22 protein-coding genes are annotated in these 25,045 nt (G+C 65.4%); 12 read left to right on the top strand and 10 right to left on the bottom strand.

Translation table 11 applies throughout. The annotated features are described in order from the left end of the window. Positions 1-6: 6 nt before the first annotated feature. Positions 7-1,389: a cysteine--tRNA ligase gene (cysS, locus tag C8C94_RS02070; protein WP_121419542.1), complete on the bottom strand. Its 1,383-nt coding sequence runs from the start codon at positions 1,387-1,389 to the stop codon at positions 7-9. A gap of 215 nt (positions 1,390-1,604) precedes the next feature. Here cysS and C8C94_RS02065 point away from each other — a divergent pair, with 215 nt between their 5' ends. From C8C94_RS02065 to C8C94_RS02025, 9 genes are all read left to right on the top strand, one after another. Continuing rightward, positions 1,605-2,702, top strand: a complete 1,098-nt coding sequence (locus C8C94_RS02065) for a nuclear transport factor 2 family protein (RefSeq protein ID WP_121419541.1) — start codon at positions 1,605-1,607, stop codon at positions 2,700-2,702. Positions 2,703-2,787: 85 nt separating this feature from the next. Next, complete coding sequence (locus C8C94_RS02060; protein WP_121419540.1) at positions 2,788-4,074, top strand: L,D-transpeptidase family protein; 1,287 nt, start codon at positions 2,788-2,790, stop codon at positions 4,072-4,074. Further along, a complete protein-coding gene (locus C8C94_RS02055) occupies positions 4,071-4,652 on the top strand; it encodes a peptidylprolyl isomerase (RefSeq protein ID WP_121419539.1) in 582 nt (193 codons plus the stop codon). Before C8C94_RS02060 ends, C8C94_RS02055 begins: the two co-directional genes overlap by 4 nt. Before the next feature lie 30 nt (positions 4,653-4,682). Continuing rightward, positions 4,683-5,189, top strand: a complete 507-nt coding sequence (locus C8C94_RS02050) for a peptidylprolyl isomerase (RefSeq protein ID WP_121419538.1) — start codon at positions 4,683-4,685, stop codon at positions 5,187-5,189. Between the two features lie 16 nt (positions 5,190-5,205). Then, on the top strand, positions 5,206-5,997 hold the full coding sequence (locus tag C8C94_RS02045; RefSeq protein ID WP_121419537.1) for a UDP-2,3-diacylglucosamine diphosphatase: 792 nt from the start codon (positions 5,206-5,208) through the stop codon (positions 5,995-5,997). 36 nt (positions 5,998-6,033) lie between these two features. Continuing rightward, complete coding sequence (locus C8C94_RS02040; RefSeq protein WP_121419536.1) at positions 6,034-6,867, top strand: zinc-dependent peptidase; 834 nt, start codon at positions 6,034-6,036, stop codon at positions 6,865-6,867. A 237-nt stretch (positions 6,868-7,104) separates the two neighbouring features. Then, positions 7,105-9,351, top strand: a complete 2,247-nt coding sequence (locus C8C94_RS02035) for a hypothetical protein (RefSeq protein WP_121419535.1) — start codon at positions 7,105-7,107, stop codon at positions 9,349-9,351. Positions 9,352-9,499: 148 nt separating this feature from the next. Next, entirely contained in the window at positions 9,500-11,722 is a 2,223-nt protein-coding gene (locus tag C8C94_RS02030; protein WP_121419534.1) for a hypothetical protein, read from the top strand. Positions 11,723-11,911: 189 nt separating this feature from the next. Then, positions 11,912-13,159, top strand: a complete 1,248-nt coding sequence (locus C8C94_RS02025; protein WP_121419533.1) for an ISL3 family transposase — start codon at positions 11,912-11,914, stop codon at positions 13,157-13,159. A 172-nt stretch (positions 13,160-13,331) separates the two neighbouring features. Here the strand turns inward: C8C94_RS02025 and C8C94_RS02020 are convergent, their stop codons facing one another. Continuing rightward, positions 13,332-13,565: a hypothetical protein gene (locus tag C8C94_RS02020; protein ID WP_121419532.1), complete on the bottom strand. Its 234-nt coding sequence runs from the start codon at positions 13,563-13,565 to the stop codon at positions 13,332-13,334. 136 nt (positions 13,566-13,701) lie between these two features. Then, positions 13,702-16,365, bottom strand: a complete 2,664-nt coding sequence (mdeB, locus tag C8C94_RS02015; protein ID WP_121419531.1) for an alpha-ketoglutarate dehydrogenase — start codon at positions 16,363-16,365, stop codon at positions 13,702-13,704. A 103-nt stretch (positions 16,366-16,468) separates the two neighbouring features. On the opposite strand from mdeB, the gene C8C94_RS02010 reads away from it, so the two are divergent. Further along, positions 16,469-16,942: an Lrp/AsnC family transcriptional regulator gene (locus tag C8C94_RS02010; RefSeq protein WP_055393562.1), complete on the top strand. Its 474-nt coding sequence runs from the start codon at positions 16,469-16,471 to the stop codon at positions 16,940-16,942. Here the strand turns inward: C8C94_RS02010 and C8C94_RS02005 are convergent. Next, entirely contained in the window at positions 16,890-18,161 is a 1,272-nt protein-coding gene (locus C8C94_RS02005) for a methionine gamma-lyase (protein WP_121419530.1), read from the bottom strand. The two genes, C8C94_RS02010 and C8C94_RS02005, sit on opposite strands and share 53 nt — an antisense overlap. Before the next feature lie 127 nt (positions 18,162-18,288). On the opposite strand from C8C94_RS02005, the gene C8C94_RS02000 reads away from it, so the two are divergent. Beyond that, positions 18,289-18,756 (top strand): Lrp/AsnC family transcriptional regulator, encoded by a 468-nt coding sequence (locus C8C94_RS02000; RefSeq protein ID WP_008903283.1) that lies wholly within the window; start codon positions 18,289-18,291, stop codon positions 18,754-18,756. Positions 18,757-18,783: 27 nt separating this feature from the next. On the opposite strand, the gene C8C94_RS01995 is transcribed toward C8C94_RS02000, so the two are convergent. From C8C94_RS01995 to C8C94_RS01970, 6 genes are all read right to left on the bottom strand, one after another. Continuing rightward, complete coding sequence (locus C8C94_RS01995; RefSeq protein ID WP_121419529.1) at positions 18,784-19,680, bottom strand: DUF3014 domain-containing protein; 897 nt, start codon at positions 19,678-19,680, stop codon at positions 18,784-18,786. A gap of 150 nt (positions 19,681-19,830) precedes the next feature. Next, positions 19,831-20,502: an alpha/beta hydrolase gene (locus C8C94_RS01990; protein WP_121419528.1), complete on the bottom strand. Its 672-nt coding sequence runs from the start codon at positions 20,500-20,502 to the stop codon at positions 19,831-19,833. A gap of 38 nt (positions 20,503-20,540) precedes the next feature. Then, positions 20,541-21,383: a class III extradiol ring-cleavage dioxygenase gene (locus tag C8C94_RS01985; protein ID WP_121419527.1), complete on the bottom strand. Its 843-nt coding sequence runs from the start codon at positions 21,381-21,383 to the stop codon at positions 20,541-20,543. 145 nt (positions 21,384-21,528) lie between these two features. After that, the gene (gene arfB, locus C8C94_RS01980; protein WP_055393573.1) at positions 21,529-21,945 is read right to left on the bottom strand and encodes an alternative ribosome rescue aminoacyl-tRNA hydrolase ArfB; all 417 of its coding nucleotides are present in this window, start codon (positions 21,943-21,945) and stop codon (positions 21,529-21,531) included. Between the two features lie 37 nt (positions 21,946-21,982). Then, the gene (gene aroQ, locus C8C94_RS01975; RefSeq protein WP_010460374.1) at positions 21,983-22,459 is read right to left on the bottom strand and encodes a type II 3-dehydroquinate dehydratase; all 477 of its coding nucleotides are present in this window, start codon (positions 22,457-22,459) and stop codon (positions 21,983-21,985) included. 235 nt (positions 22,460-22,694) lie between these two features. Further along, positions 22,695-23,048 (bottom strand): hypothetical protein, encoded by a 354-nt coding sequence (locus tag C8C94_RS01970; protein ID WP_055393575.1) that lies wholly within the window; start codon positions 23,046-23,048, stop codon positions 22,695-22,697. Positions 23,049-23,220: 172 nt separating this feature from the next. Here C8C94_RS01970 and C8C94_RS01965 point away from each other — a divergent pair, with 172 nt between their 5' ends. Continuing rightward, positions 23,221-25,044: a glutamine--tRNA ligase/YqeY domain fusion protein gene (locus tag C8C94_RS01965; protein WP_121419526.1), complete on the top strand. Its 1,824-nt coding sequence runs from the start codon at positions 23,221-23,223 to the stop codon at positions 25,042-25,044. Position 25,045 lies beyond the last annotated feature (1 nt).

Below are 25,045 nucleotides of genomic sequence, written 5' to 3'. Positions count from 1 at the left end.
CCAGCTTCACTGCGCAGCTTCCCAGGTCGTGCCTGCGGCGGAATCCTTGAGCACGATGCCCTGGGCAAGCAGCGCCTGGCGGATGCGGTCGGCCTCAGCGAAGTTCTTGGCAGCCTTGGCGGCAGCGCGGGCGGCGATCTGCGCCTGGATGTCGGCCTCGTCCACGCCACTGGCACCCGCTTGCAGAAAGGCTTTGGGGTCACCTTGCAGAATGCCCAGGCATCCCCCCAGCGCCTTGAGCAGCCCCGCCAGCGCGGCCGATCGCGTCTTGTTGACTTCACCGGCCAGATCAAACAGCACGGCCACGGCCTCGGGCGTGCCAAAGTCCTCGTCCATGGCCGCCTTGAAACGCGCGGCGTAGGGATCGGCCCAATTGATGGTCGCCACATCGGCGGGCGCCACCAGGCTTAGCGACGTGTACAGGCGCTTGAGCGCTTGGCGCGCGTCGTCCAGATGGGCATCGCTGTAGTTCAGCGCGCTGCGGTAGTGGGCCCGCACGATGAAGAAACGCACCGTCTCGGCGTCATACTGCTGGAGCACGTCGCGGATGGTGAAGAAATTGCCCAGACTCTTGGACATCTTCTCGTTGTCCACGCGCACAAAACCGTTGTGCACCCAGAACTTCGCGAGCGGCTTGCCCGTGGCGCCTTCGCTCTGGGCGATTTCGTTTTCGTGGTGGGGGAACTGCAAATCAGCCCCGCCGCCGTGGATGTCAAACGTCTCGCCCAGCGTGGCGCAGCTCATGGCCGAGCATTCGATGTGCCAGCCGGGGCGGCCAACGCCAAAAGCGCTTTCCCACTTGGCCTCGGGTGGTTCCTCGGCCTTGGCAGACTTCCACAGCACAAAGTCGAGCGGGTCTTCCTTGCCATCAAGCACGGCCACACGTTCACCCGCACGCAGTTCATCGAGCGACTTGCCCGAGAGCTTGCCGTAGCCGTCGAACTTGCGCACAGAGTAATTCACATCGCCATTGCTGGCACGGTAGGCCAGGCCTTTGCCCTCAAGCTGGCCGATCAGCGACAGCATCTGGGGCACGTATTCGGTGGCGCGGGGCTCGGCCGAGGGCGGCTCGATGCCCAGCAGGCCGATGTCCTGGTGCATGGCGGCAATCATCTCGTCGGTCAGCTGACGGATGGTGATGCCGCGCTCCAGCGCGCGCTTGATGATCTTGTCATCGATATCGGTGATGTTGCGCACGTAGGTGACGCGGTAGCCACTGCTTTTGAGCCAGCGCTGCACCACGTCAAAGGCCATCATCATGCGGGCGTGGCCGATGTGGCACAGGTCATAGATGGTCATGCCGCACACATACATGCGCACATGGCCAGGTTCGAGCGGGGAAAAGTCTTCCAATGCACGCGACAGCGTGTTGTAGATGCGCAAACTCATGGGATTTCAGTAACGGGGGATGGGGTGGTGGGTGAATGAAAATCCACCCGGCAGCTGGGGGCAAAGGCCCCTGGCGAAGGGTTGGCCCAGCGAGGGGCCTACAGCGAAATCACCCGCGGCAACAGCGTTCCGTCATGACAACCCCCTCAGCTACAATCCGCCGCAGTATAAGCCCCCGCCCGGGACAGACGCTGCCCCACACCTTTGAAGCCCCCATGAAGCAAGTCCGCCGCACACTTCCACGCCTCCTGCGCCTGCTGGCACTGACCGCGCTGCTGGGCACTGGCGCGGCCCAGGCCGACGACTACACAGAAATCACCCAGCTGATCAAAGCAGGCAAGCCCGCCGACGCGCTCGCCAAGGCCGATCAGCGCCTGGCCGCCAACCCACGCGACCCGCAGCTGCGCTTCCTGCGTGGCGTGGCACAGGCAGATTCGGGCAAGCCTGCCGATGCCATCACCACCTTCACCAAGCTGACCGAAGAATACCCAGAGCTGCCCGAGCCCTACAACAACCTGGCGGTGCTCTACGCCAACCAGAACCAGCTCGACAAGGCACGCACGGCGCTGGAGATGGCAATCCGCACCAACCCCAGCTACGCCACTGCCCACGAAAATCTGGGCGACATCTACGCCAAGCTGGCCAGCCAGGCCTACAACAAGGCGCTGCAGCTGGACGCCACCAACGCCAATTCCGTCAAGCCCAAGCTGGCACTGATCCGCGAGCTGTTCGCGCCTGAAACCGCCGGCAAGCCAGGCCGCCCCGCCGCCGCCGCCCCGGCAACGGCCCCTGCCGTGGTGGCCACGCAGCGGCCAGCGCCACCCGCAGCAGTGGCCCCCGCCCCTGCACCGACCCCGGCAGCCACACCCGTACCCGCATCTGCGCCCAGTGCAGCTCCTGCTCCTGCGCCTGCTATCGCCCAAGCCCCCACCGCAGCACCCTCAGCCACCCCGGCAGCAGCAAGCGACGCCGCAGCCGTTCAGGCCGTGACCTCAGCCGTGCAGGCATGGGCGGCCGCCTGGTCGGCCAAAGACATGCAGGCCTATCTGGGCGCCTACGACAAATCGTTCGATCCACCCGGCCGCCAGACGCGCTCAGCGTGGGAAAAGGAGCGCGAGGCGCGCATCGTGGGCAAGTCCAAGATCAACGTGCAGCTGTCCGACGTTACCGTTGCGGTCAATGGCGACAAGGCCACCGCCCGTTTTCGGCAGGCCTACACTGCTGATGCTCTCAACGTCACGAGCCGCAAGACGCTGGACCTGGTGAACCACAACGGCCGCTGGACCATCGTCCGCGAATCCACAGGCGGTTGACTGTGAACCCCGCCCCTGGGCCTGCGCAGCGTGCGCGGGCTGTGCCTGCTGCCGAGCCCCTGAAGGCCTGAACCTGAAACCGCGCATGTTTGTGGAGTTGTCCGCACCAAGCCGCCGGGCTGCGGCAGGCACCCTGTTCCTCGCCGCACTGCTGCAGGCAGCACCGGCGCACGCCCAGAGCGGAAAAGTGCGCCGCGCCGCCACCCAGCCTTCGACAGAACCGGCCGACACCAAGGCGCCCAACCTGCGCGACGGACAGGCAGAAACACGCCTGCTGGCCGTGTACAAGCTCATCGCAGAAGGCCGCAGCCGCGAGGCACTGGCCCAGGCCGAAACCCTGGCACGCGACTATCCCAACTTCCAGCTGGCGCAACTGGCCGTGGGCGACCTGCTGATGTCGCGCACACGGCCCATCCGCCGCATGGGCGATGTGCCAGAGCCCGACACAGCACGCAGCCTGCAGGTAGCCACCACCCTGGAAGAGCTGCGCAACGAATCGCGCCAGCGCGTGGACGCCCAGCGCAGCCGCCCACCCGCACACAGCATTCCCGCCCAGTTCCTGGAACTCTCGCCCCGCTCGCGCCATGCGATTGCAGTGGACGCGTCGCGCTCGCGCCTGTACCTTTTCGAGAACACGCCCAAGGGCCTGCAGTTGGTGGCCGACTACTACGCCTCGGTCGGCAAGCTGGGTATCGAGAAAAGCCTGGAGGGCGACCAGCGCACACCGCTTGGTGTGTACTTCATCACCAGCCGCCTGGACCCCGCCACGCTCAAGGACTTCTACGGCGCAGGCGCGCTGCCCATCAACTACCCCAACCCGCTGGACCAGAGCCGGGGCAAGACCGGCAGCGGCATCTGGCTGCATGGCACGCCACCCGACCAGTTTGCCCGCGCGCCCCTGGCCACCGATGGCTGCCTGGTGCTGGCCAATCCCGACCTGGAACGCATTCTGCGCACCGTGGAGCCCCGTTCCACCCCCGTGGTCATTGCGCGCCAGCTGCAGTGGGTAGCGCCCCACGCCGTGCAGGCGGACCGCAAGTCTTTTGACGCGGTGCTCAATGCCTGGCGCAGCGCCAAGACCCAGGGCGACATGAACCGGTTGCTGGGCTTTTACGCGCCAGACTTCCAGAGTTACCGCAAAAAACCGCTCAACGAATGGACCCAGGTGCTCCAGGCGGAGACCCGCGCCCTGAAAGGCCGGGAACTCCACCTCAAGGACAAGTCTTACCTGCGCTGGACAGACTCCGCCGACACCATGGTGGTAACGTTCGGCGAAGTCGCCGAAGGCGCCCGCACGGGTCCCGTCAAACGCCAGTACTGGGCGCGGCGGGGCCAACAATGGCAGATATTTTTCGAAGGAGTGATTGGATGATTTCCAGAAGAAATTCGACCCTGGCGCTTGCAGGTATTGCGCTGACAGCTATTTTTTCAGTAGCGTCCGTACAGGCGCAAGACGCCCCCAAGGTCAAGCTGTCTACCTCGATGGGCGACATCGTGGTGCAACTCGACCCGGCCAAGGCGCCCAAGACGGTGGAAAACTTCCTGGGCTACGTCAAGGACAAGACCTATGACGGCACCGTGTTCCACCGCGTGATCGACGGTTTCATGATCCAGGGCGGTGGCTACACCGCTGACCTGATTCCCAAGCCCACCAGGGCCCCGATTCCGCTGGAAGCCAACAACGGCCTCAAGAACGACACCTACACCATCGCAATGGCGCGCACGGGCAACCCCAACTCGGCCACATCGCAGTTCTTCATCAACGTGAAGGACAACGCCATGCTCAACGCCCCGAGCCCCGACGGCCATGGCTATGCCGTGTTCGGCAAGGTGGTCGAAGGCACGGCCGTGGTGGACAAGATCAAGGCCGTGGCCACCGGCAACAAGGGCCCGCACCAGAACGTGCCCACCACTCCCGTCACCATCAACTCCGCCACCCTGGTGAAGTGAACCCGCCATTTTTTTGAAGGAAGCATTGCCATGAGCAACCCCCAGGTCGAACTGCACATCACCGGCTACGGTGTCATCACCCTCGAACTCGATGCCGCCAAGGCCCCCAAGTCGGTCGAGAACTTTCTGGCCTATGTGAACAAGGGCCATTACAACAACACCATCTTCCACCGCGTGATTCCTGGCTTCATGGTGCAAGGCGGCGGCTTTGAGCCCGGCATGACCCAGAAGGGCACGGACGCACCCATCGAAAACGAAGCCAACAATGGCCTCAAGAACGCCAACTACACCGTGGCCATGGCCCGCACCAGCGACCCGCACTCGGCCACCGCCCAGTTCTTCATCAACGTGGCCGACAACGGTTTCCTGAACCACACCGCCCCCTCGGCCCAGGGCTGGGGCTATGCCGTGTTCGGCAAGGTCGTGTCGGGCACCGACGTGGTGGACAAGATCAAGGCCGTGAAGACGGGCCGCAAGGGTTTTCATGACGACGTGCCGAAGGAAGACGTGATCATCGAGAAGGCAGTCGCTCTCTGATCTGAATTCCAAGTCCGTGACCACGACCGTGCCCCGGTTCGAGGAGCTTGTCGCGCCCTCGCACTGGCGCACGGTCGATTTCATTTCGGACCTGCACCTGCAGGCCAGCGAGCCCGCCACGGTAGCCGCTTTCGAGCACTACCTGGCCACCACCGAGGCCGACGCCCTCTTCATCCTGGGTGACCTGTTCGAGGTGTGGGTGGGCGATGACGCCATGGGCGAACCTGGCAGTTTCGAGGCCGAAGGCTGCGCCGCCCTGCGGGCCGCCGCGCAGCGCCTGCCGGTGTACTTCATGCACGGCAACCGTGACTTTCTGGCGGGCCCTGCGTTCCTGGCGCAGTGTGGCATCACTGGCCTGGCAGACCCGACGGTGCTGGTGTTTGGCAGCCAGCGCTTCGTGCTCAGCCACGGCGACCTGCTGTGCCTGGACGATGTCGAGTACCAGCGCTTTCGCGTGCAGGCCCGCAGTGCCGAGTGGCAGCAGCAGTTTCTGGCGCAGCCCCTGGCCACACGTCGCGCGCAGGCGCGTGGCATCCGCCAGGAGAGCGAGGCACGCAAACAGTCGGGCGTCACCTATGCCGATGTAGACGGCCCGGCCGCCATCACCTGGCTGCAGGCGGCTCAGGCGCATACGCTCATTCACGGCCACACCCACCGCCCCGCCGACCATGTGCTGGCGCCCGGCCTGCAGCGCGTGGTGCTCAGCGACTGGGATGCCGCGGCATTACCACCCCGCGTGGAAACACTGCGTTTGTCGCACACGGGCTTGGAACGGCGGTCCCTGGCCCCCAAGTACTCGCGATCCTGAACTGCGCGGGGTTTTACCACCCGCTGCCTGATCGCCATGCCCCCTCTCCTCCATCGGCTCTGGAGCCGCGTCCGCGCCACGGTGGCCCCCGTGCCCGACATCTCGGCCACGCTGTGGCTCCAGACCCTGCAGCGTTATCCGTTTCTGGCGGCGCTCTCGCTGCACGACCAGTCCAAGCTGCGCGCCTTGAGCGCCCTCTTCCTGCACCACAAGGAGTTCCACGGCGCCCACGGCCTGGTGGTGACCGACTCCATGGCCATCGACATTGCAGCGCAAGCCTGCCTGCCTCTGTTGCATTGGGGCGACCCGGCCAAGGCGCTCGACTGGTACGACGATTTTGTGGGCATCGTGCTGCACCCTGGCGAAGCCGTGGCACGCCGCCAGACGGTGGACGAGGCCGGCGTGGTGCATGAACACACCCAGGTGCTGCTGGGCGAGGCCATGGAGCGCGGCCCCATCATGCTCAGCTGGGAGCACGTGGCCAATGCCACCGAGAACACGGCACGCGGCCACAACGTGGTGGTGCACGAGTTCGTGCACAAGCTCGACATGAAGAGCGGCGAACCCAACGGCTGCCCGCCCTTGCCCGCAGGCTTCATGGGGACACGCACCGGACGCGCCGCCTACGAGGCCTGGTGGGCCGCCTGGGAGCCAGCGTACGAGCAGTTCCGCGAGCGTGTGATCCTGGCCGAGCGCTTCGGAGCAGAACGCCCCTGGCTGGACGCCTACGGGGCCACATCACAGTCCGAGTTTTTTGCGGTGGCCTGCGAGGCGTACTTTGTGAACCGCGATAGGTTTGCGCAGGAGTTCCCGGTGTTGATGCCGGTGCTGGATGCGTTCTTCGTTGCCGGGGGTTCCAGCTCGTCCTGACAAATTGAAGCCACCAAGGGGAGGCGGCCTCAACGCCAGGCGCTTGCAACGCAGATCAGGGCAACCGTCGCCGTGACTCTGGCGTGCCCATTGTCTGCATCTGTTGCGAATCGAAACAATGTGCATTCGTTTCGTATCTTTGCGGTAGCCTCGGAGAGACACGACCACCGCGCGGCCCAACACGCTCAAAGATGGCGCAAAGGTGGTGCTCCCAATCTCTTCGTCAGAAAGCGCTTCATGTCAGGTGTTGTCTCAAGGATTCCGTTCCAACGCGTGGGCATTCTTGCTGCATTGGTAGTCCCGCTACTCAGCGCATGCGGAGGTGGCGGCTCTTCAGACCCGGTTACCGCCCCGCCAACCACGCAGCCCCCACCTGCTCCCGCGACGCCCCTGTCGCTGCTTGCCGGCAACACCGACGGTGCGGGTAACCTGGATGGCGCAGCGCAGTCCACCGCGCGCCTCAGTGCCTACATCGGCGGGATGGCCGTGAACAGCACGGGTGAGGTCGTCATCGTGGACAGTGGCAACAACCAGGTCCGCAAACTCAGCGCCGACAGGACGCAGGTCACGACGCTGGCGGGTGGCGGCGATGCCGGGGTGTTCAACGTCCCCTCCAACCATGCCGACGGCTCCGGCACGGCCGCGCGGTTCTACCACCCCATGGGCGTTGCGGTCGATGCGGCCGGGAACACTTACGTGGCGGACACCGACAACCACCTGGTGCGCAAGATCAGCGCGGCCGGTGCAGTGACCACCCTCGCTGGCAAGCCCGGCGTCTGCGGCAACCAGGATGGAGCAGGTAGCGCGGCAACCCTATGCAGGCCTGCCAGCATTGCCGTGGACAAGGCCGGGAACTTGTACGTGGCGGAAGTCAGGGAATCCACGACACACAGTTCAGTTGCCAACCCCATCCGCAAGATCGCACCCACGGGTGAAGTGACCACGCTGACCAGCAAGGCCAGCCAGAACCCGACTTTGGTCTTCATCTCCGGCCCTGCCATCGAGATCTACCGTCCGGTGCTTCTGGCCACCGATTCGACCGGAGTTCTCTACGCGGCAGACCCGAACGACCACGTGATCCGCAGGTATGCGGCCGATGGCCAGCCCACCGTGGTGTCCGGCGTCGTGGCCGCCAACAACGAGGGCAATACGGATGGTGCCGCGTCCGTGGCAAAGTTCAGCTACCTCAAGGCGATTGCATTCGACACAGCGAATCGCCTGTTCGTACTGGACTGGTACGGAACCCCGGCCATCCGCCAGATTGGCAGCGACGGCAGCGTGACCACCCTCGTTCGTGCCAACTCCTGCAACTTCGCAGGGGACGGCACTGGGGCCGGGCCAGGCACCTTCTGCACTGCGAGCCAGATGACCGTCACTCCCGATGGCCGGTTCCTCGTCGCCGAAACTGGCGAGAACCGCTCTGCTACTGGTTTCCCTATTGCTAGCTACGCGCAGTTGCGCAGCTACACGCCCCAAGGCACCTCCACCGTGGTGGCCGGCATCCCCGCTGCGGCAGGGGCGGACGATGGACAGGGCAGCAGCGCGCGGTTCGCCACACCTGGCTCGATCGCGTTGAACCCTGCCGGCACGCTCTACGTGCGCGACGAGGGCAACCGCACCATCCGCACCGTGCAGGCCGACGGCCTCGTGCGCACCCTGGGCAAGCCAGGCGGCCATTGCGCTGCGATCACCGGCCTGGGCGAGGACGTGCTGTCCAACTCCACGGCCCCCTTGGCCACCGATGGCGCGGGCAACCTCTACACCATTGACGGTGCGCGCGTCCTTAAAACCGCCAACTGCCAGGCCGTGCTTCTGGCCGACCTGGCGCCATGGCTGGACAAGGTGCCAACGGCTTTCCTCGGTGTCGCATCCGGCATTGCGGCCGACACCGCCGGCAACGTGTACGTCGCCAGCCTCAAGGGCGCCATCTTCAAGATCGATACCAAGGGCGAAGTCACCCTGTTTGCCGGCAGCCTGGGCACGGTGGGCCATGTGGACGGGCAAGGCGCGGCGGCGCAGTTCTCGGCGCTGGGTCAGATGACCACCGATGCGGCGGGCAACCTGTATGTGATCGACGGCCTGTTTTACGACACCAACAAGGTGGGGCCGACCGTTCGCAAGATCACTCCGTCCGGCGCGGTCACCACGCTGGCGGGCAGCCCCACCGCGGCCCCTGGCTACGCGGATGGTCCTGCCGCTGCCGCCCGCTTCACCGTGCAGCAGTACGCAGGCTGGCCCGCGCAGACGGCCAGCCTCGCCGTGGACAACAGAGGCAACGTCTATGTCACCGATCCCTTCACCAGCGTGGTCCGCAAAATCGGCACCGATGGCCAGGTCAGTACTCCGGTGGGCCAGGCATGGAAATACGGCTTTGCTGCGGGCGACCTGCCGGGCATCATCAACCGCCCGACAGGTATCACCGTGCGCGGCAGCATGATGTACCTCTCGGTGCCGAACGCCGTGGTGCAGGTGCAGTTGCCGTAGTCAGCGCCCGGCTGACCGTGGTGCGCGGCGCCCACGCTGGGCGTGCTGCGGCCACGGCACCCCCCTCATTCCTTTTGCGTCACTGCTGCAGCATGCCAGCTGGCGGACGCGCCCCATCCGTTCATCACTTTTACTGAGGTACACGCCCATGCCAAGTTCACCCATATCCAGCCGCCGTCGGCTGTCCCGCACACTCTGGGCCTCGCTGGCCGTGTCCGCGCTGGTGTCCTGCGGTGGAGGTTCGGGCGGTGACGCGCCGCCCCCGCCGCCTCCACCGCCGCCCGCCACGCCCTTGGCGCTGCTGGCCGGCACCACCGAGGGGCCGGGCACGCAGGACGGGATGGGCACGGCGGCCAAGCTCAGCACCGAGAGCGGCGGCATGGCACTGACACCCACCGGCGATGTACTGATCGCCGATCCGGGCAACCACACCATTCGCAGGCTCGCGCCCACCGGGCAGCTCAGCACCTGGGTGGGCGGAGGCCCCACCCGCAGCGATGCCAGCAGCGAGGGGCCGCGCTATCTGGATGCCGCGGGCACCGCCGCCCGCTTCAATGTCCCCCTGGCCGTGGCAGTGGATGCGGCTGGCAACGCCTATGTGGCAGACGCCGGTAATCATCTGGTGCGCAAGATCGATGCCGCAGGCAACGTCACCACGCTGGCCGGCCAGGTGGGCGTGTGCGGCAATGCCGATGGCACGGGCACGGCGGCCACGCTGTGCAGCCCGACCAGCATTGCGGTGGACCGGGAGGGCAATGTGTATGTGTCCGAATGGGCGCCAACCTTGCAAGACTTCTCCCAGACGCCGACAGGCAATCCCATTCGCAAAATCACGCCCGGAGGGGCAGTCACAACGGTCATCTTCAGGGCCAGCCAGAACGCCACCCCGGGCTTCGGGCGCAACAACCCTAGCCGCCTGTACCCCGTCAACCTAGCGACCGACTCCACAGGAGCCCTGTACGCTGCAGATCCCAACGACCACGTAGTGCGCAAATACGCGCCCAACGGCCAGGCGACGGTGCTGTCGGGCACCGTGGCCCTCAATAACGCGGGCCACGTGGATGGAGCGGCTAGCGCGGCCAAATTTGGTGCACTGCAGGCCATCGCAATAGACCGCTCCAACCGAGTGTTCGTCCTGGACCGGTATGAGGGCACGCCCGTGCGCGAGATCGCGGCCGATGGCTCCGTCATAACCGTGCGGCGCGCGGACAACTGCAGCTTTGGACCCAACATGCTGCCCCAACCCTTCTGTGCGGGCAAACATCTGGCGGTGGACGCCGAAGGCCGCTTCCTCATCACGGAAAACGGTCCCTCCGACGCCTATCGAACGTATGCGGTTGTCTACCGCACTCCGCGCGCCGGCGCGCCCGACCTGCAGGTGGGCACCGCCTCGCTGGCAGGGCACACCGACGGCCGCGGCAGCGCCGCGCGCTTTGACAGCCCCGGCGCGCTGGCGGTGGACAAGGCTGGCACGCTGTACGTGCGCGACCGCAACAACGCCGCACTGCGCACCGTCACGCCCGATGGCACGGTGGCCACGCTCGGCCGGGCCAAGAACCCGTGCGCGCAAGTCACCGGGCCGATCAACGACGTGGCCTACTGCGGATCGGCGCCGCTGTCCATCGACGGTGCCGGCAACATCTATTCGTATGACTTCAAGCGCATCCTGAAGACCAGCCCTGCCGGCAACGTCACGGTGCATGCCGACCTCACCGCCGCATTCGACGCGATACCGGGTTTCCTGCTCGAGGGGCTGACCGGCATGGTCGTCGACAGCGGCGGTACCGTGTATGCGGTGTCCCTGCGCAGCGTGATCTTCAAGATCACCCCGGCCGGCGCTGTCAGCGTGTTTGCGGGAAACCCCAACGCGCGCGGGCACGCCGACGGCCCGGCCGCCTCAGCGCAGTTCTCCGCCATGGGCCACATGACCATGGACCCCGCCGGCAACCTGTATGTGGTGGACGGCCGCTACCACAACGCGACGGGCGTGGGCCCCACCGTCCGCAAGATCACACCCGCCGGGGTGGTGAGCACGATCGCGGGGCGCCCCGACCTGCCGCCGGGGCTCGTGGACGGCCCGGCGGCCTCGGCGCAGTTGACGGTCGACACGGGCGCGCCCATTTCGGACTCGCACGCCTGGCTGGCCGCCGATGCCAGCGGCAATGTCTACGTGACCGATCCGCGCAACCGCGTGGTGCGCAAGATCGGAGCCGATGGCCAGGTGAGCACGCTGGTGGGCCAGCGTTGGAACAAGGGGTTCGCGGCCGGCCCACTGCCGGGCCTGATCGACGAACCCACGGGCATCGCCGTGAATGGCGCTACGCTGTACCTCTCCACGTCCAACGCCGTGGCGGCCGTCAAACTGCCCTGACCAAGGGGCTGCGGCCCCTGGCGCACCGAAGGGGCCAAGGTGCAAGGCCCTTTGGCGCCTTGCAGTCGGCATGGCGGGTGGGTGCTGCAAAAAAGCAGTTTCACGAATCAGTGTGGCTCTCTTCCGTTTCGGGTGGAACACTACAGTTCAAATAAATCCATTGACACCCCCTGAACAGGAGCCGTCCCGATGCAAGAAGCGTTGTTCTGCCAAGCGTTGGGGCTGGCCGCGCCCTGGGCTGTGGAGCGTGTTGCACTGGATGTCGAGCGCAGCCGCATCGACCTGTACGTGGTCTGGCAATCGGGCAGTGCCGCCTGCCCCGTTTGCGCCGCAGCTGAGCAGAAACTGCATGACCACCGCCAGCGCAGCTGGCGGCATCTTGATTTCTTTCAGTTTGAAGCCTACGTGCACTGCGCGCTGCCCCGGGTGTCTTGCAGCGCCTGCAGCTCTACGACCCAGCTGAGTGTTCCCTGGGCGCGAGAGGGCAGCCGCTTCACGCTCATGTTCGAGGCTCTGGCTCTGACGCTGGCCCGTGAGATGCCGGTGGCCGCGTGTGCACGCATCCTGCGCTGTGCGGACAACGCCTTGTGGCGCCAGATCGATGCCCATGTCAGCCTGGCGCGCGCCAAGGAGAGCTACGCGGGTGTGGCGGTCATCGGTATCGATGAGACCAGCTGCGCCAAAGGCCACAGCTACATCACCCTGGTGCACGATCTTGAGCGGGCGCGACTGATCTACGCCACACCCGGCAAGGATGCCAGCACCGTGCAGCGCTTTGCGGCGGACCTCAAGAGCCACCAAGGCAGGCCCGAAGCCATCCAGGTGGTGTGCATGGACATGTCCAAGGCCTTTATCGCAGGAACTGGCCAGCACTTGCCCCAGGCGGCCATTGCCTTTGATGGATTCCATGTGGTGCAGATGGCCAACCGGGCAGTGGACGCAGTGCGGCGGGAAGAGGCCCGGGGCGAGCGCTGGCTCAAGAAGACCCGTTGGTGCTGGCTCAAGGACAAAGCCAGGTGGACGGACAAAGAGCAGGCCAAGATGGATTGGTTGCCTCGCACCCGATTGAAGACCGCCAGGGCGTGGCGGATGAAGGAGGCGCTGCGGGACATCTACCGCAGTGCGCTCGCTCAGACTCAGGCTGCACAAAGCGAGCTGGCACTCAAAAAGTGGCTGCGATGGGCACAGCGCAGCCGCTTGCGGCCCTTCACTGATCTGGCCAAGACCATCCAGCAGCACTGGGCGGGAATACTCAAAGCGTTTGATGCCTCTCACCTGCACACCGGCTATGTGGAGGCGGTGAACTCACTGCTGCAAGCAGCCAAGGCCAAGGCGCGTGGTTATGGCACCACCGATCACTTCATCGCCATGGCGTTCTTGATTGCTGGCAAGCTCACTCACCTGCCAGGCAGTCCTTTGCAAAAAGCAAGGGCCTGACCATGGCTCTGGTGGGGAATGTGGCGTTCCACCCGAAATGGAAGAGAGCCATCAGTGTCGGCCCTGGCGCCCGTTGGTATTGCGTTGGCCGCTATAAAAAACAAAGCACTTCAACACCTGCTGGAATCCAGCCAGCTGCTGGATGCCTGACGGATTCAGGCCCGACAACGGTTCACGCCGACAGCGCCTGCTCGACCGCCAGTTTGGCTTCTTCCAGACTGCTGAAAAACCGTGTGGGCTGGGGCATGGCCTTGGGCAGATGGGGTGGCGCTGGCCACAGGCGCTCATCCATCCAGACCGCCGTCCAGCCGCCAATGTCCTTGCGCTTGATGGAGCAAAGTGCTTGCCCGTCCGCCATGGCTGTCCAGGTGGTCGGCGGGTTATGGTCCCAGGTGACGTGTGTCATGGCGCCCTCTCGCGGTTGCTGGGCCATTGTAGGAAGCCTGCGCCGAATTGGGCAACGGCATTCACCCACCCCACCCTGGCGGCGGAATTGCGAAGTCGCGGAACGACAGCAGGCGCCCACATGGCGCCCGTGTTCGTCAGCCAGCGGCCATCGCGCGTCGTGCAGCTTGGGTCACGCTGGAAGCGTCTACGCCAAAAAAATGGCGCAGTGCAGCGCGCGTGTCGCTGCGTCCAAATCCGTCCGTGCCCAGGGTCACATACTTGCGGCCCTCGGGGACAAGTGCCCGCACCGTCTCGGGCACGGCGCGCACGTAGTCGGTGGCTGCAATCACAGGCCCGCGTGTTGGGGCCAGCTGCTGCGTCAGCCATGCGGATGCAGGCGCGGATTCGCCCGCCAGCCAACGCTGCTCGCACGCCACACCATCGCGCGCCAGCTCGCTCCAGCTGGTCACGCTGAGCACGGTCACATCCACGCCTTCTGCGGCCAGCAGTTCGGCGGCCTTGACCACCTCGGTCAGGATGGCGCCAGAGCCCATCAGGGTGACGGATTTGGATGAAATCGTGCTCTCGCGCTTATCTATCAAGCGCGAGTAGCTCTTAAAAACATAGCAACCACGCAACACACCTTCTGCCGCACCGGCGGGCAGGTCGGGCTGGGCGTAGTTCTCGTTCATCAGTGTCACGTAGTAGAAAACGTCGCGCTGCTCGGTCACCATCTCGCGCATGCCAGCATCGATGATCACGGCCATCTCGCCTGCGTAGGCTGGGTCGTAGGCCTTGCAGTTAGGGATGGTGGCTGCCACCAAGTGGCTCGATCCATCCTGGTGCTGCAGGCCCTCTCCGCCCAGCGTGGTACGGCCCGAGGTGGCGCCCAGCAAAAAGCCGCGCGCACGCTGGTCGGCCGCGGCCCAGATGGCATCGCCCACGCGCTGGAAGCCAAACATCGAGTAGTAGATGTAAAACGGCAGCATGGCCAGGCCGTGCACGCTGTAGCTGGTGGCCGCAGCGGTCCAGCTGGCGATGGCGCCGGCTTCGCTGATGCCTTCTTCCAGAATCTGGCCGTCCAGCGCCTCGCGGTAGCTCAGCACCGATCCGATGTCTTCGGGCGCGTAACGCTGGCCGACACTGCTGTAGATGCCCACCTGCTTGAACAGGTTGGCCATGCCAAAGGTGCGCGCCTCGTCGGCCACGATGGGTACGATGCGCGGGCCCAGCGTGGCGTCCTTGAGCAAGGTGCCCAGCATGCGCACGAAGGCCATGGTGGTGCTCATCTCCTTGCCATCGGCCTGCAGCGCGAACTGGGCGTAGCTGTCGATGGCAGGCACGGGCAGCGCCGCGCAGGTGGTCTCTCGGCGCGGCAGGTAGCCGCCCAGCGCGTCGCGGTGGCTGCGCAGGTAGCGCATCTCGGGGCTGTCTTCGGCAGGTTTGAAGAAGGCGAGGCTCGTAGCCTGCTCGTCGGACAGCGGCAGGTTGAAGCGGTTGCGGAACTCGATGAGGTCGGTCTCGTCCAGCTTCTTCTGGCTGTGCGTGGTCATCTTGCCCTGGCCGGCAGTGCCCATGCCGTAGCCCTTCTTGGTGTGCGCCAGGATCACCGTGGGCTGGCCTTTGTGCGCGCTGGCAGCAGCGTAGGCAGCGTGGATCTTCACCAGGTCGTGCCCACCGCGCTTCAAGCGGTCGATCTGCTCGTCCGTCATGCCCTGGGCCAGGGCCGCCAGCTCGGGGTTCTGGCCGAAGAAGTTGTCGCGGTTGAAGCGTCCGTCCTTGGCGGCAAAGGTCTGCATCTGGCCGTCCACCGTACCTTCCAGCGTTCGCACCAGGGCGCCGGTCAGGTCGCGGGCGAACAGGCCGTCCCAGTCGCTGCCCCACACGAGCTTGAGCACGTTCCAGCCCGCGCCGGCGAACAGGCGCTCCAGCTCGTCGATGATGCGGCCGTTGCCGCGCACCGGGCCATCCAGCCGCTGCAGGTTGCAGTTGACCACCCAGACCAGGTTGTCCAGGCCCTCGCGCGCGGCTAGGGTCAGGGCACTCATGGATTCGGGCTCGTCCATCTCGCCATCGCCAAACACGCCCCACACCTTGCGTTGGCTGCAGTCGAGCAGATTGCGGTGCGTGAGGTAGCGCATGAAGCGCGCGTGGTAGATGCTGCTGATGGGGCCGATGCCCATCGAGCCGGTGGGAAACTGCCAGAAGTCCGGCATCAGCCACGGGTGTGGGTAGCTCGACAGGCCCTGCGCGCCCGCTGCAGGAGCGGTCAGCTCCTGGCGGTAGTGCATGAGGTCTTTTTCGGACAAACGCCCTTCGAGGAATGCACGTGCATACACGCCCGGCGCGCTGTGGGGCTGGAAGAACACCAGGTCGCCCCGGTGCTGGCCTTCACCCACACCCTCACGTGCACGGAAGAAATGGTTAAAGCCGCTCTCGAACAAGTCGGCCGCGCTCGCATAGCTGGCGATGTGGCCACCCAGTTCGCCATACGCCTGGTTCGCGCGCACCACCATGGCCAGCGCGTTCCAGCGCACGATGGAAGCCACGCGCTCTTCGATGGCCAAGTCGCCGGGGAACACGGGCTGGTCCTGTACCGCCACGGTGTTCACGTACGGCGTGTTCAGGTCGGGCTGCCAGCCAATCCGCTGCGCACGCGCCACCCGCACCAGCTCCTGCAGCATGTGCCGCGCCCGCTCGGGGCCTTCGGTGGCGACCAGGGCCAGAAAGGCGTCGCGCCATTCGGCGGTCTCCTGGGGGTCAGTGTCGGCCAGGGCATCCTGGGTATGGAGCAGATGGGAAGGCAAAGGGGCGTTCATAGGAGCACACTCTAGAAGGATTTGCAAAAAATGTGATGCCGAATCGCGAAAATTAGCCATCAATAGCAGCACAATATTCCACCAAAAACCAATATTGCAGCACATGAAGCTTGACACCACCGATCTGCGCATACTGGCCGAACTGCAGGCCGATGGCTCGCTCTCCAACGTGGAGCTGGCCCGGCGTGTGCATCTCTCGCCGTCTCCCTGCCTGGCACGCGTGAAGGCACTGGAGACCGAGGGTGTCATCGCGCGTTATGTAGCGCTGGCCAACGCCGCCGCACTGGGGCTGGGACTGAACGTGTTCATCAGCATCAGCCTGAAAAGCCAGAGCAAGGAAGCGCTGGCCGACTTTGAACAGCGCATTGCCGAGCACGATGAGGTGATGGAGTGCTACCTGATGAGCGGCGACTCCGACTACCTCATCCGCGTGGCACTGCCCGACATTGCGGCGCTGGAGCGCTTCATCGTCGAACAGCTTTCCCCCATTCCAGGGCTGGAGAAGATCCGCTCCAGCTTCGCGCTCAAGCAGGTGCGTTACAAGACGGCGCTGCCGCTGCCGCAGTCTTCCCCGTAGTGGAATCGGCCTTGAAATCCAGCGCCTGCACCAGGTCCAGTGCCTGACCAATATCGGCCAGCAGGTCATCCAGGTCCTCCAGGCCGACCGACAGGCGCACCAGCCCTTCGGCAATGCCGTGGGCGGCACGCTGCTCGGGCGTGTAGGTGGAATGCGTCATGCTGGCCGGGTGCTGGGCCAGCGTCTCGGCATCGCCCAGGCTCACGGCGCGGGTGACGAGCTGCAACGCGTCCATGAAGCGCACGCCCGCCTGCAGGCCACCACGCAGCTCAAAAGCGATCATCCCGCCCATCTGGCGCATCTGCTGCTTTGCCAGCGCGTGCTGGGCAAAGCTGGGCAGGCCGGGGTAGTGCACGGCCGCCGCAGCCGGGTGGGCGGCGATGAACTCGGCCACGTTCTGAGCGCTCTGGCAGTGGCGGTCCATGCGCAGCGCCAGCGTCTTGAGGCCGCGCATCACAAGGTGCGCGTCCTGCGCCGACATCACAGCACCCGTCATGTCTTTGAGACCATACAAGCGCACGCGCTGGGCCAGTTCTGCATCGGCAAACACGGCCGCGCCTGCGGTCAGGTCACCATGGCCACCGAGGTACTTCGTCATGGAATGCACGCTCACATCGGCACCCAACAGCAGGGGCTGCTGCAGGTAAGGCGTGCAGTAGGTGTTGTCCACCACCACCTTGGCGCCCTGGGCGTGGGCCAGGGCCGAAACGGCGGCAATGTCCACCAGCCGCATGTTGGGGTTGGCCGGGGTTTCCAGGTAGACCACGCGGGTCTTCTGGCTCAGCGCGGCGGCCACGTGGGCCGGGTCGGTCATGTCCACATGGCGCACGCTCACGCCAAAGCGGCCCAGCCCGTTGTGCAAAAACGAGAAGGTGCAGCCATACAGCGTAAGGTCGGCCAGGATTTCATCGCCCGGCTCCAGCATGGACCACAGCGTGGCCGTGATGGCCCCCATGCCCGAGCCGAACACCACGGCGCCTGCGCCCTGCTCCAGGCTGGCCAGGCGCCCCTCCAGCAGCGCCAGCGTGGGGTTGGCGATGCGGGTGTAGAAGTAGCCGGGCTCCTCGCCTGCAAAGCAGCGCGCGCCATAGGCCACATCGGGGAAGGCAAAGGTGGCCGAGGTGTGGATGGGCGGCACCAGCGCGCCTTGGTGGTCGGCCGGGTTGTAGCCGTGGTGGATGGCGCGGGTGCTGAAGCCGGTGGCGGATGTGCGGGTCATGGTGGTCTCCTTGGAATAGGGAGATTCTTCAACCCATCAACGGGTAAATTTTCGCCTTATTTGCCCTACATACGATCAAAGAAGGCAAAATTTGCCTCAAATTACCCAATCTGCAGGACACACTACCATGCACCCTCATCCACTCGACCCCGTGGACCGCACGATCCTCAACGCCCTGCAACGCGATGGTCGCGCCACCGTGGGCGATCTGGCCGAAGCGGTTTCGCTGTCCACCTCCCCGTGCTGGAGGCGCGTGCGCGCGCTGGAGGATGCGGGCGTGATTGCGGGCTACCACGCCCATCTGCACCGCCAGCGTGTGGGCTGGGGCGTACTGGGCTTTGTGCAGCTGGCGCTGCACGACCACACGGCTGACACCACATCGGCCCTGGAGCGCGAGGTCATGGCGATGCCCCAGGTGTTGTCGTGCCACAACCTTTCGGGCCGCTACGACTACCAGCTGGAGGTGGTGGCGGCCGACCTCGCATCGTTTGCCGACTATGTGCGCACCCATGTGCGCAGCCTGCCCGGCGTGCGTGAGATTTCCACGAGCTTCTCGCTCAAGGAGGTCAAGCGCACCATGGCACTGCCGCTGTAGCCAGCGCGCAGCAGCCCCTCACATCCTTCACCGCGGGGGGAGCTGCAACTCGCTGGTTGCCACGCGCTTGCGCAGATCACGGAGCAGCGCTTTCGCGCGCGCTTGGTTCGCAGGCCCCATCCGCACCAGAATTTTTTGCCCGCTGGTGAGCGATTCGAGTGCCGGGTCCACAAACTCATAGCGCACCCACGGGCGCAGGTTGGGCACATCGGTGTTGACGAGCGTGAGCTTCACGCGCAGCGGGCTTTTGGGTTCGGGCGCCAGCAGCAAGTGGTCCAGCACGGCCACCAGGCGGTCGTTGAAGTAGCGCTTGGGGTAGCCCAGCTCTTCATACGCCTGCTGGAACAGCGGGTACAGCCGCGCATACAAGGCCACGGCGGGCTCCAAGGGCACGGCTTCGGCAAAAGTCAAAAAGGCGCTGTAGCGGGCGGCATTGGTGGTGGCAATTGTGGTGGGTGCATCGCCCTCGCCATCCACCACAAAGCGCTGCGGCATGGGCTGTACCGGCCACATGCGCGACGGGGCCTGGGCGCGGCCCAGGTTGTCTACCGTGGCCACCACGCGGCGGACAAAACCTTCGGTCAACAAGAACGACGCGACCTTGTCGCTACCCAGCAATTCGGCCAGCAGCTCCGCCACTCGCTTGTCGGATTCAGCCAATACGGGCAAGGCGGTATCTGCCGGGGCCAGCGCATCCACAGGGTTCTGGGGACCAGACGCCTCGGGCATGGGCGGTGGGGCCACGGGCGCTTCGGGTGCGCTGGCCACGGGGGGCGGCGCCACCGGGGCCTCCACCGGGCGCAGCCAGAACCACCAGGCGGCTCCGGCGCCGACCGCACAGGCCAGCACGGCGGCAATGATCCACGGTATGGAGGATGCGCGCGGTGGCGCGGGGCGGAACTCGGCGGTTTCGTTTTCAGGCATCGGATCTCCTTCAAGACGGGAACAACCCTTGTCCGAGCGGCTGCGGCGCCGGGCGTTCCCTACCAATCCCCCCTGGGGATCTGCTTGATTGGAAACCTGCTGGATGAGGCGCCGGTAACGCGATGTAGACCGCGCCCCGGAACCCCGCGACTAAAACGCCGCTGGCGTTGTCGACAGCGACTCCAGCCACGCCACCGTGGCCGCCAGCTCAGATGGCCGGATCTCGTGCGCGCTGGGGAACTCGTGGTACGTCACCGTCACCGGCAGCGGCGCCATGTGGTGCGCGATGGCCTGGGCGTGGGCCAGGGGGATCACGTTGTCGTGCGTGCCGTGGCTCAGCCACAGCCTTTTGCCCCGCAGCGCGTCGGCAGGTGCACTCAAAGGCACCACCTGCTGCAGCAGCCGGCTGTGCCACACCAGCGCGGCCTGCATCAGCGCGGGCCGGGTCAGCAGCAGCGACAGCGCCATGATGCCGCCCTGGCTGAAGCCGCCCACCACCACGCGCTCGGGCGGAATGCCCAATTGCTCGGCGGCAGACTCGACCGCCTGGGCCACCAGGGCTCGGCTTTGCGCCTCTTGCTCTTCGTTGATGGTGCGCTCGCCACCGGGCTCGATCGAAAAATCAAACCACGCGTGCGCGCCCGGCCCCATGCGAAACGGCGCGCGCAGGCTCAGCACATGAAACCGCTCGGGGATCTGCGGCGCCAAGCTGAACAGGTCCTGCTCGTTGCTGCCCACGCCGTGCATCAGCACCAGCAGCCAGGGGCGGGGGGTGGTGGAAGCAGCGGGTCGCTGCAAAAATGTGAGCGGTAGATTGAGCATAGACAAGCGCCAGCGGCATTTTTAGCTAAAAAACTTACTTAAACCGCCCGTCCTGCGACAGGCTCCAGGGCAAAAGCATCCATCGACAGCATGCTGTACATCACCTCGCGGCTCAAGTAGTTTGCGTGCAGATCGTCGCCCGCCGCGCCCAGCGCGAAGAAGATGGGCAAGAAATGGTCTTCGGTCGGGTGGGCGCGGCTGGCATGGGGGGCCTGGGTACGGTAGTTGAGCAGCGCGGCCATGTCGCCACGTGCCAGCGCATCCTCGATCCAGCGGCTGAACTCCAGCACGTAGGGCGCGGGCGCACGCTCGCCGCCAAAGAATTCGGCCAGGTTGTGCGTCATGCTGCCGGACCCCACCACCAGCACGCCCTGGCTGCGCAGGCTGCGTAGCGCGGCACCCAGTGCATACACATCGGCCGGGCCTGCGCCCACGGGCAGAGCCACCTGCACCACGGGCACGTCGGCCTGCGGGAACAAATGCATCAGCGACACCCAGGCGCCATGGTCAAAGGGGCGCGCGGCATCGCCCTGTGCGGCCACACCGGCAGCCTGCAGCAGGCCCAGCACCTCTTGCGCCAGCGCAGGCGAGCCTGAGGCGGGGTATTGCAGCTGGTACAGCGCGGGCGGGAAACCGCCAAAGTCGTGCCACGTGGCGGGCTGCGGGCCGGTCATGACCTGGGCAGAACGCGCCATCCAGTGCGGCGACATGATGACCACGCCCCGCAGGCCAGGGTACTGCGCCTTGAGGTTTTCACCCCACTGCGTGAGCGCGGGGCCGGTGGTGCCAGCATCGATCGCAAACAGCGGCGCGCCGTGCGATACGAACAAGGCGGGAACCACAGCGGGAGCAGTGAGGGGGGCTTGGGCAAAGGCAGTCATGGCAATTCCATCCGTGAATGCAATGAATGTAGGACTGATAGCACCTGATACCAAGCACTGCCGGTCGGACAGATTGTTCTACAGATGATGCCAATGCGCCATGGACGATGGCCGTGGAGATACCCACTACACAGGGAGCCCCGGTTCAAGACCCGTCGCGCACCCTGCCCCGCAGTGCCTTGGTCTCGCTGCGCTGGGTCTTGCCCTCCAGCCGCCGCTGTTTCGACCCGTAGGTGGGTTTGGTGGCGCGGCGCACCCGGGGCGGCACGGCCACAGTGTTGATCAGCGCGTTCAGCCGCGCGAGCGCATCGGTGCGGTTTTGCTCCTGGCTGCGGTACTGCTGGGCCTTGATGACCACCACACCCTCTTGCGTGATGCGCGTGTCGCGCAGGGCCAGCAGGCGCTCTTTCACGTCCTCGGGCAGCGACGATGCGGCCACGTCAAAGCGCAGGTGGACGGCGCTTGATACCTTGTTGACGTTCTGCCCACCCGCGCCCTGGGCGCGCATGGCGGTGATTTCCACCTCGTCCTCAGACACCTGCAGGGGCAATGGCGGGGCCATATATCTACAGATCTATGGGTCCCCTTACCGCCTGGCGTCAGGCCGCAGGCTGCTGGGCCAGCAACTGGGCCAGACCGTCAATCGCCAGGCCATAGCCCAGCACGCCAAAGCCGCACATCACAGCCTTGGCGGCTGCCGCCATGTACGAATGGTGGCGGAACGCCTCGCGCGCATGCACATTGCTGATATGCAGCTCAATCAGCGTGATGCCGGTACCCTTGGTGGCATCGTGCAACGCAATGCTGGTGTGGGTGTAGGCCCCGGCGTTGATCACCACGCCTGCCAGCTCGCCCGCTGCGTGCAGGCGGCCTGCCTCGTGAATCCAGTCCACCAGCGCGCCTTCGTGGTTGCTTTGGTGAAAGCGCAGCGCAAAACCATGGCGCTCGCACGCATCGGCGCACAGCTTTTCGACATCGGCCAGCGTGGCCGCGCCATACACAGCGGGCTCGCGCGTGCCCAGCAGGTTCAGGTTGGGGCCATTCAGGACAAAAACGGTTTTTTTCTTCACAGACATGCGGCACTCCGGGGGCGTTGCGCCTGCCACGCTGGCAGGCCAGAGTGCGCGATTATGCGGCGCCCCGCGCGCACCGTGCGCGCGCCAAAATTCCCGCGTCAAAAGAAAAGCGGCCCCGAAGGTCCGCTGTAAAAGGCAGCCTGTGCAAAGACGCTGCCTGTGAGCGACTGGCGCCCAAGAGGTTGGTTACACAACGCGGCAACCCGGTCGGGCTGCCAGCGGATCAGACCAGGGATCAACGATCCCAGCGGCCGTGGCCATACCCATGGCCATATCCGTGGTGGCGGTGGTGCCGATGGTGGCGGTAGCCGCGATCACCGTAGTACACGACCGGGGGCGGTGCGTAATACGCTGGGGGAGGCGCGTAGTACACGGGCCGGGGGGGCGCGTAATAAACGGGCGGGGGCGGCGCCACATACACCGGGGCTGGGGCGTAGTAGCCATTGCTGGCCCCCACCACCACACCAGGCACGCCAATGCCAACCGACCAATTTACGTCGCGGGCCTGGGCTGCGCCCGTGCCGGCCAGCAATGCCAGCGCCACGCCTGCCGAAGCGGCCATGGCATAGATAGAACGGGTTTTCGTCATGGAAATCTCCTGTTTGAGCGAGGGCAGCCAGCCAAATGGACTCACCTCACCGGTACATAACGCACCAAGTAGACAAAAGGATGGCACAAAACCGTCTTTACGTTGTGTCCGGACGTATACGCGCCTGTTTCTATGCGTAAACCATCACGAAACCGGCGCCTAAAATGGCTGAATGAGCACCCCCACCCCCGCCAACACACAACCTGCCGGCACCGCCGCAGCCCCTGAATCCGTCAAGCCCAGCAACTTTCTGCGCCAGATCATCGAAGCCGACCTGGACAAAGGCACCTACGCCAGCCGCCGCTGGGCCGGCACACCCGGCGACGCCGCCCACCAAGCCGCAGGCGAGCCCGACCCCGCCAAAATCCGCACCCGCTTCCCGCCCGAGCCCAACGGCTACCTGCACGTCGGCCACGCCAAGAGCATCTGCATCAACTTTGGCCTGGCACGCGACTACGGCGGCATCTGCCACCTGCGCTTTGACGACACCAACCCCGAAAAAGAAGACACCGAATACGTCAACAGCATCATCGACGCGGTGAAATGGCTGGGCTTTGACTGGAACGGCGCGCCCGACGCCCCCGCCTACCAGGCCAGCGACTACTTCGGCTTCATGTACCGCGCAGCCGAATATCTGATCGAAGCCGGCCACGCCTATGTGGACGAACAAACGGTAGAACAAATCCGCATCAACCGGGGCGACTTCAGCAAGCCCGGCGTGGACAGCCCCTTCCGCAGCCGCACCCCCGCCGAAAACTTGGCCAAGTTCCGCGAAATGCGCGACGGCCAGCACGAAGATGGATCCATGGTGCTGCGCGCCAAGATCGACATGGCCAGCCCCAACATCAACATGCGCGACCCGGCCATCTACCGCATCCGCCGCGCCACGCACCACAACACGGGCGACACCTGGTGCATCTACCCCATGTACACCTACGCGCACCCCATCGAGGACGCGCTGGAGCAAATCACCCACAGCCTGTGCACGCTGGAGTTTGAAGACCAGCGCCCCTTCTACGACTGGCTGCTGGAGCGCTTGACCGAAGGCGGCCTGCTGGCCAGCCCACCCCCCCGCCAGTACGAATTTGCGCGCCTGAACCTCACCTACGTCATCACCAGCAAACGCAAGCTCGCCCAGCTGGTGTACGACCACAAGGTCAGCGGCTGGGACGACCCCCGCATGCCCACCATCGTCGGCCTGCGCCGCCGTGGCTACACCCCCGCCGCCATCCAGACCTTTGCCGACCGCATTGGCGTGACCAAATCCGACAGCTGGATCGACTACAGCACCCTGGAAGGCTGCCTGCGCGAAGACCTGGAGCTGAAGGCCCACCGTGGCATGGCCGTGCTCAACCCCGTCAAACTCGTGCTGACCAACTGGGACGAAGTGATGGGCGCAGGCCACCTGGAGCCCTGCACCCTGCCCGCCCTGCCCCACCCACCCGAAGGCGTAGAAAGCCCCGTGCGCCACTTCACCATCGGCAAAGAAGTGTGGATCGAGCGCGAAGACTTTGAAGAAGTGCCCCCCAAGGGCTACAAGCGCCTCTTCCCCGGCAACAAGGTGCGCCTGAAGGGCGGCTACGTCATTGAATGCACCGGCTGCACCAAAGACGCTAACGGCGTCATCACCGAAGTGCTGGCCACCGTGGTGCCCGACACCAAGAGCGGCACCCCCGGCGCCGACACCGTCAAGGTGAAAGCCGCCATCACCTGGGTGGGCGTGGCCGACGGCGTGAACGCCGAAGTGCGCATGTACGACCGCCTGTTCCTGGACGCCCACCCCGACGCGGGCGGCAAGGACTTCATTGAAAGCCTGAACCCGAACAGCCTGAAAGTGGTGACCGCCATCGTGGAGCCGTCATTGGCGAATGCCAAGCCGGATGACAAGTTTCAGTTTGAGCGGCACGGGTACTTTGTGGCGGACCGGATGGATCACGCGGCGGGGAAGCCGGTGTTTAACTTGGCGGTGGGGTTGAAGGACAGCTGGGGCAAGTAAG

The organism is Acidovorax sp. 94, assembly GCF_003634645.1.
GTDB lineage: Bacteria > Pseudomonadota > Gammaproteobacteria > Burkholderiales > Burkholderiaceae_C > Acidovorax > Acidovorax facilis.
This window is presented reverse-complemented; position numbering and strand designations above follow the sequence as displayed.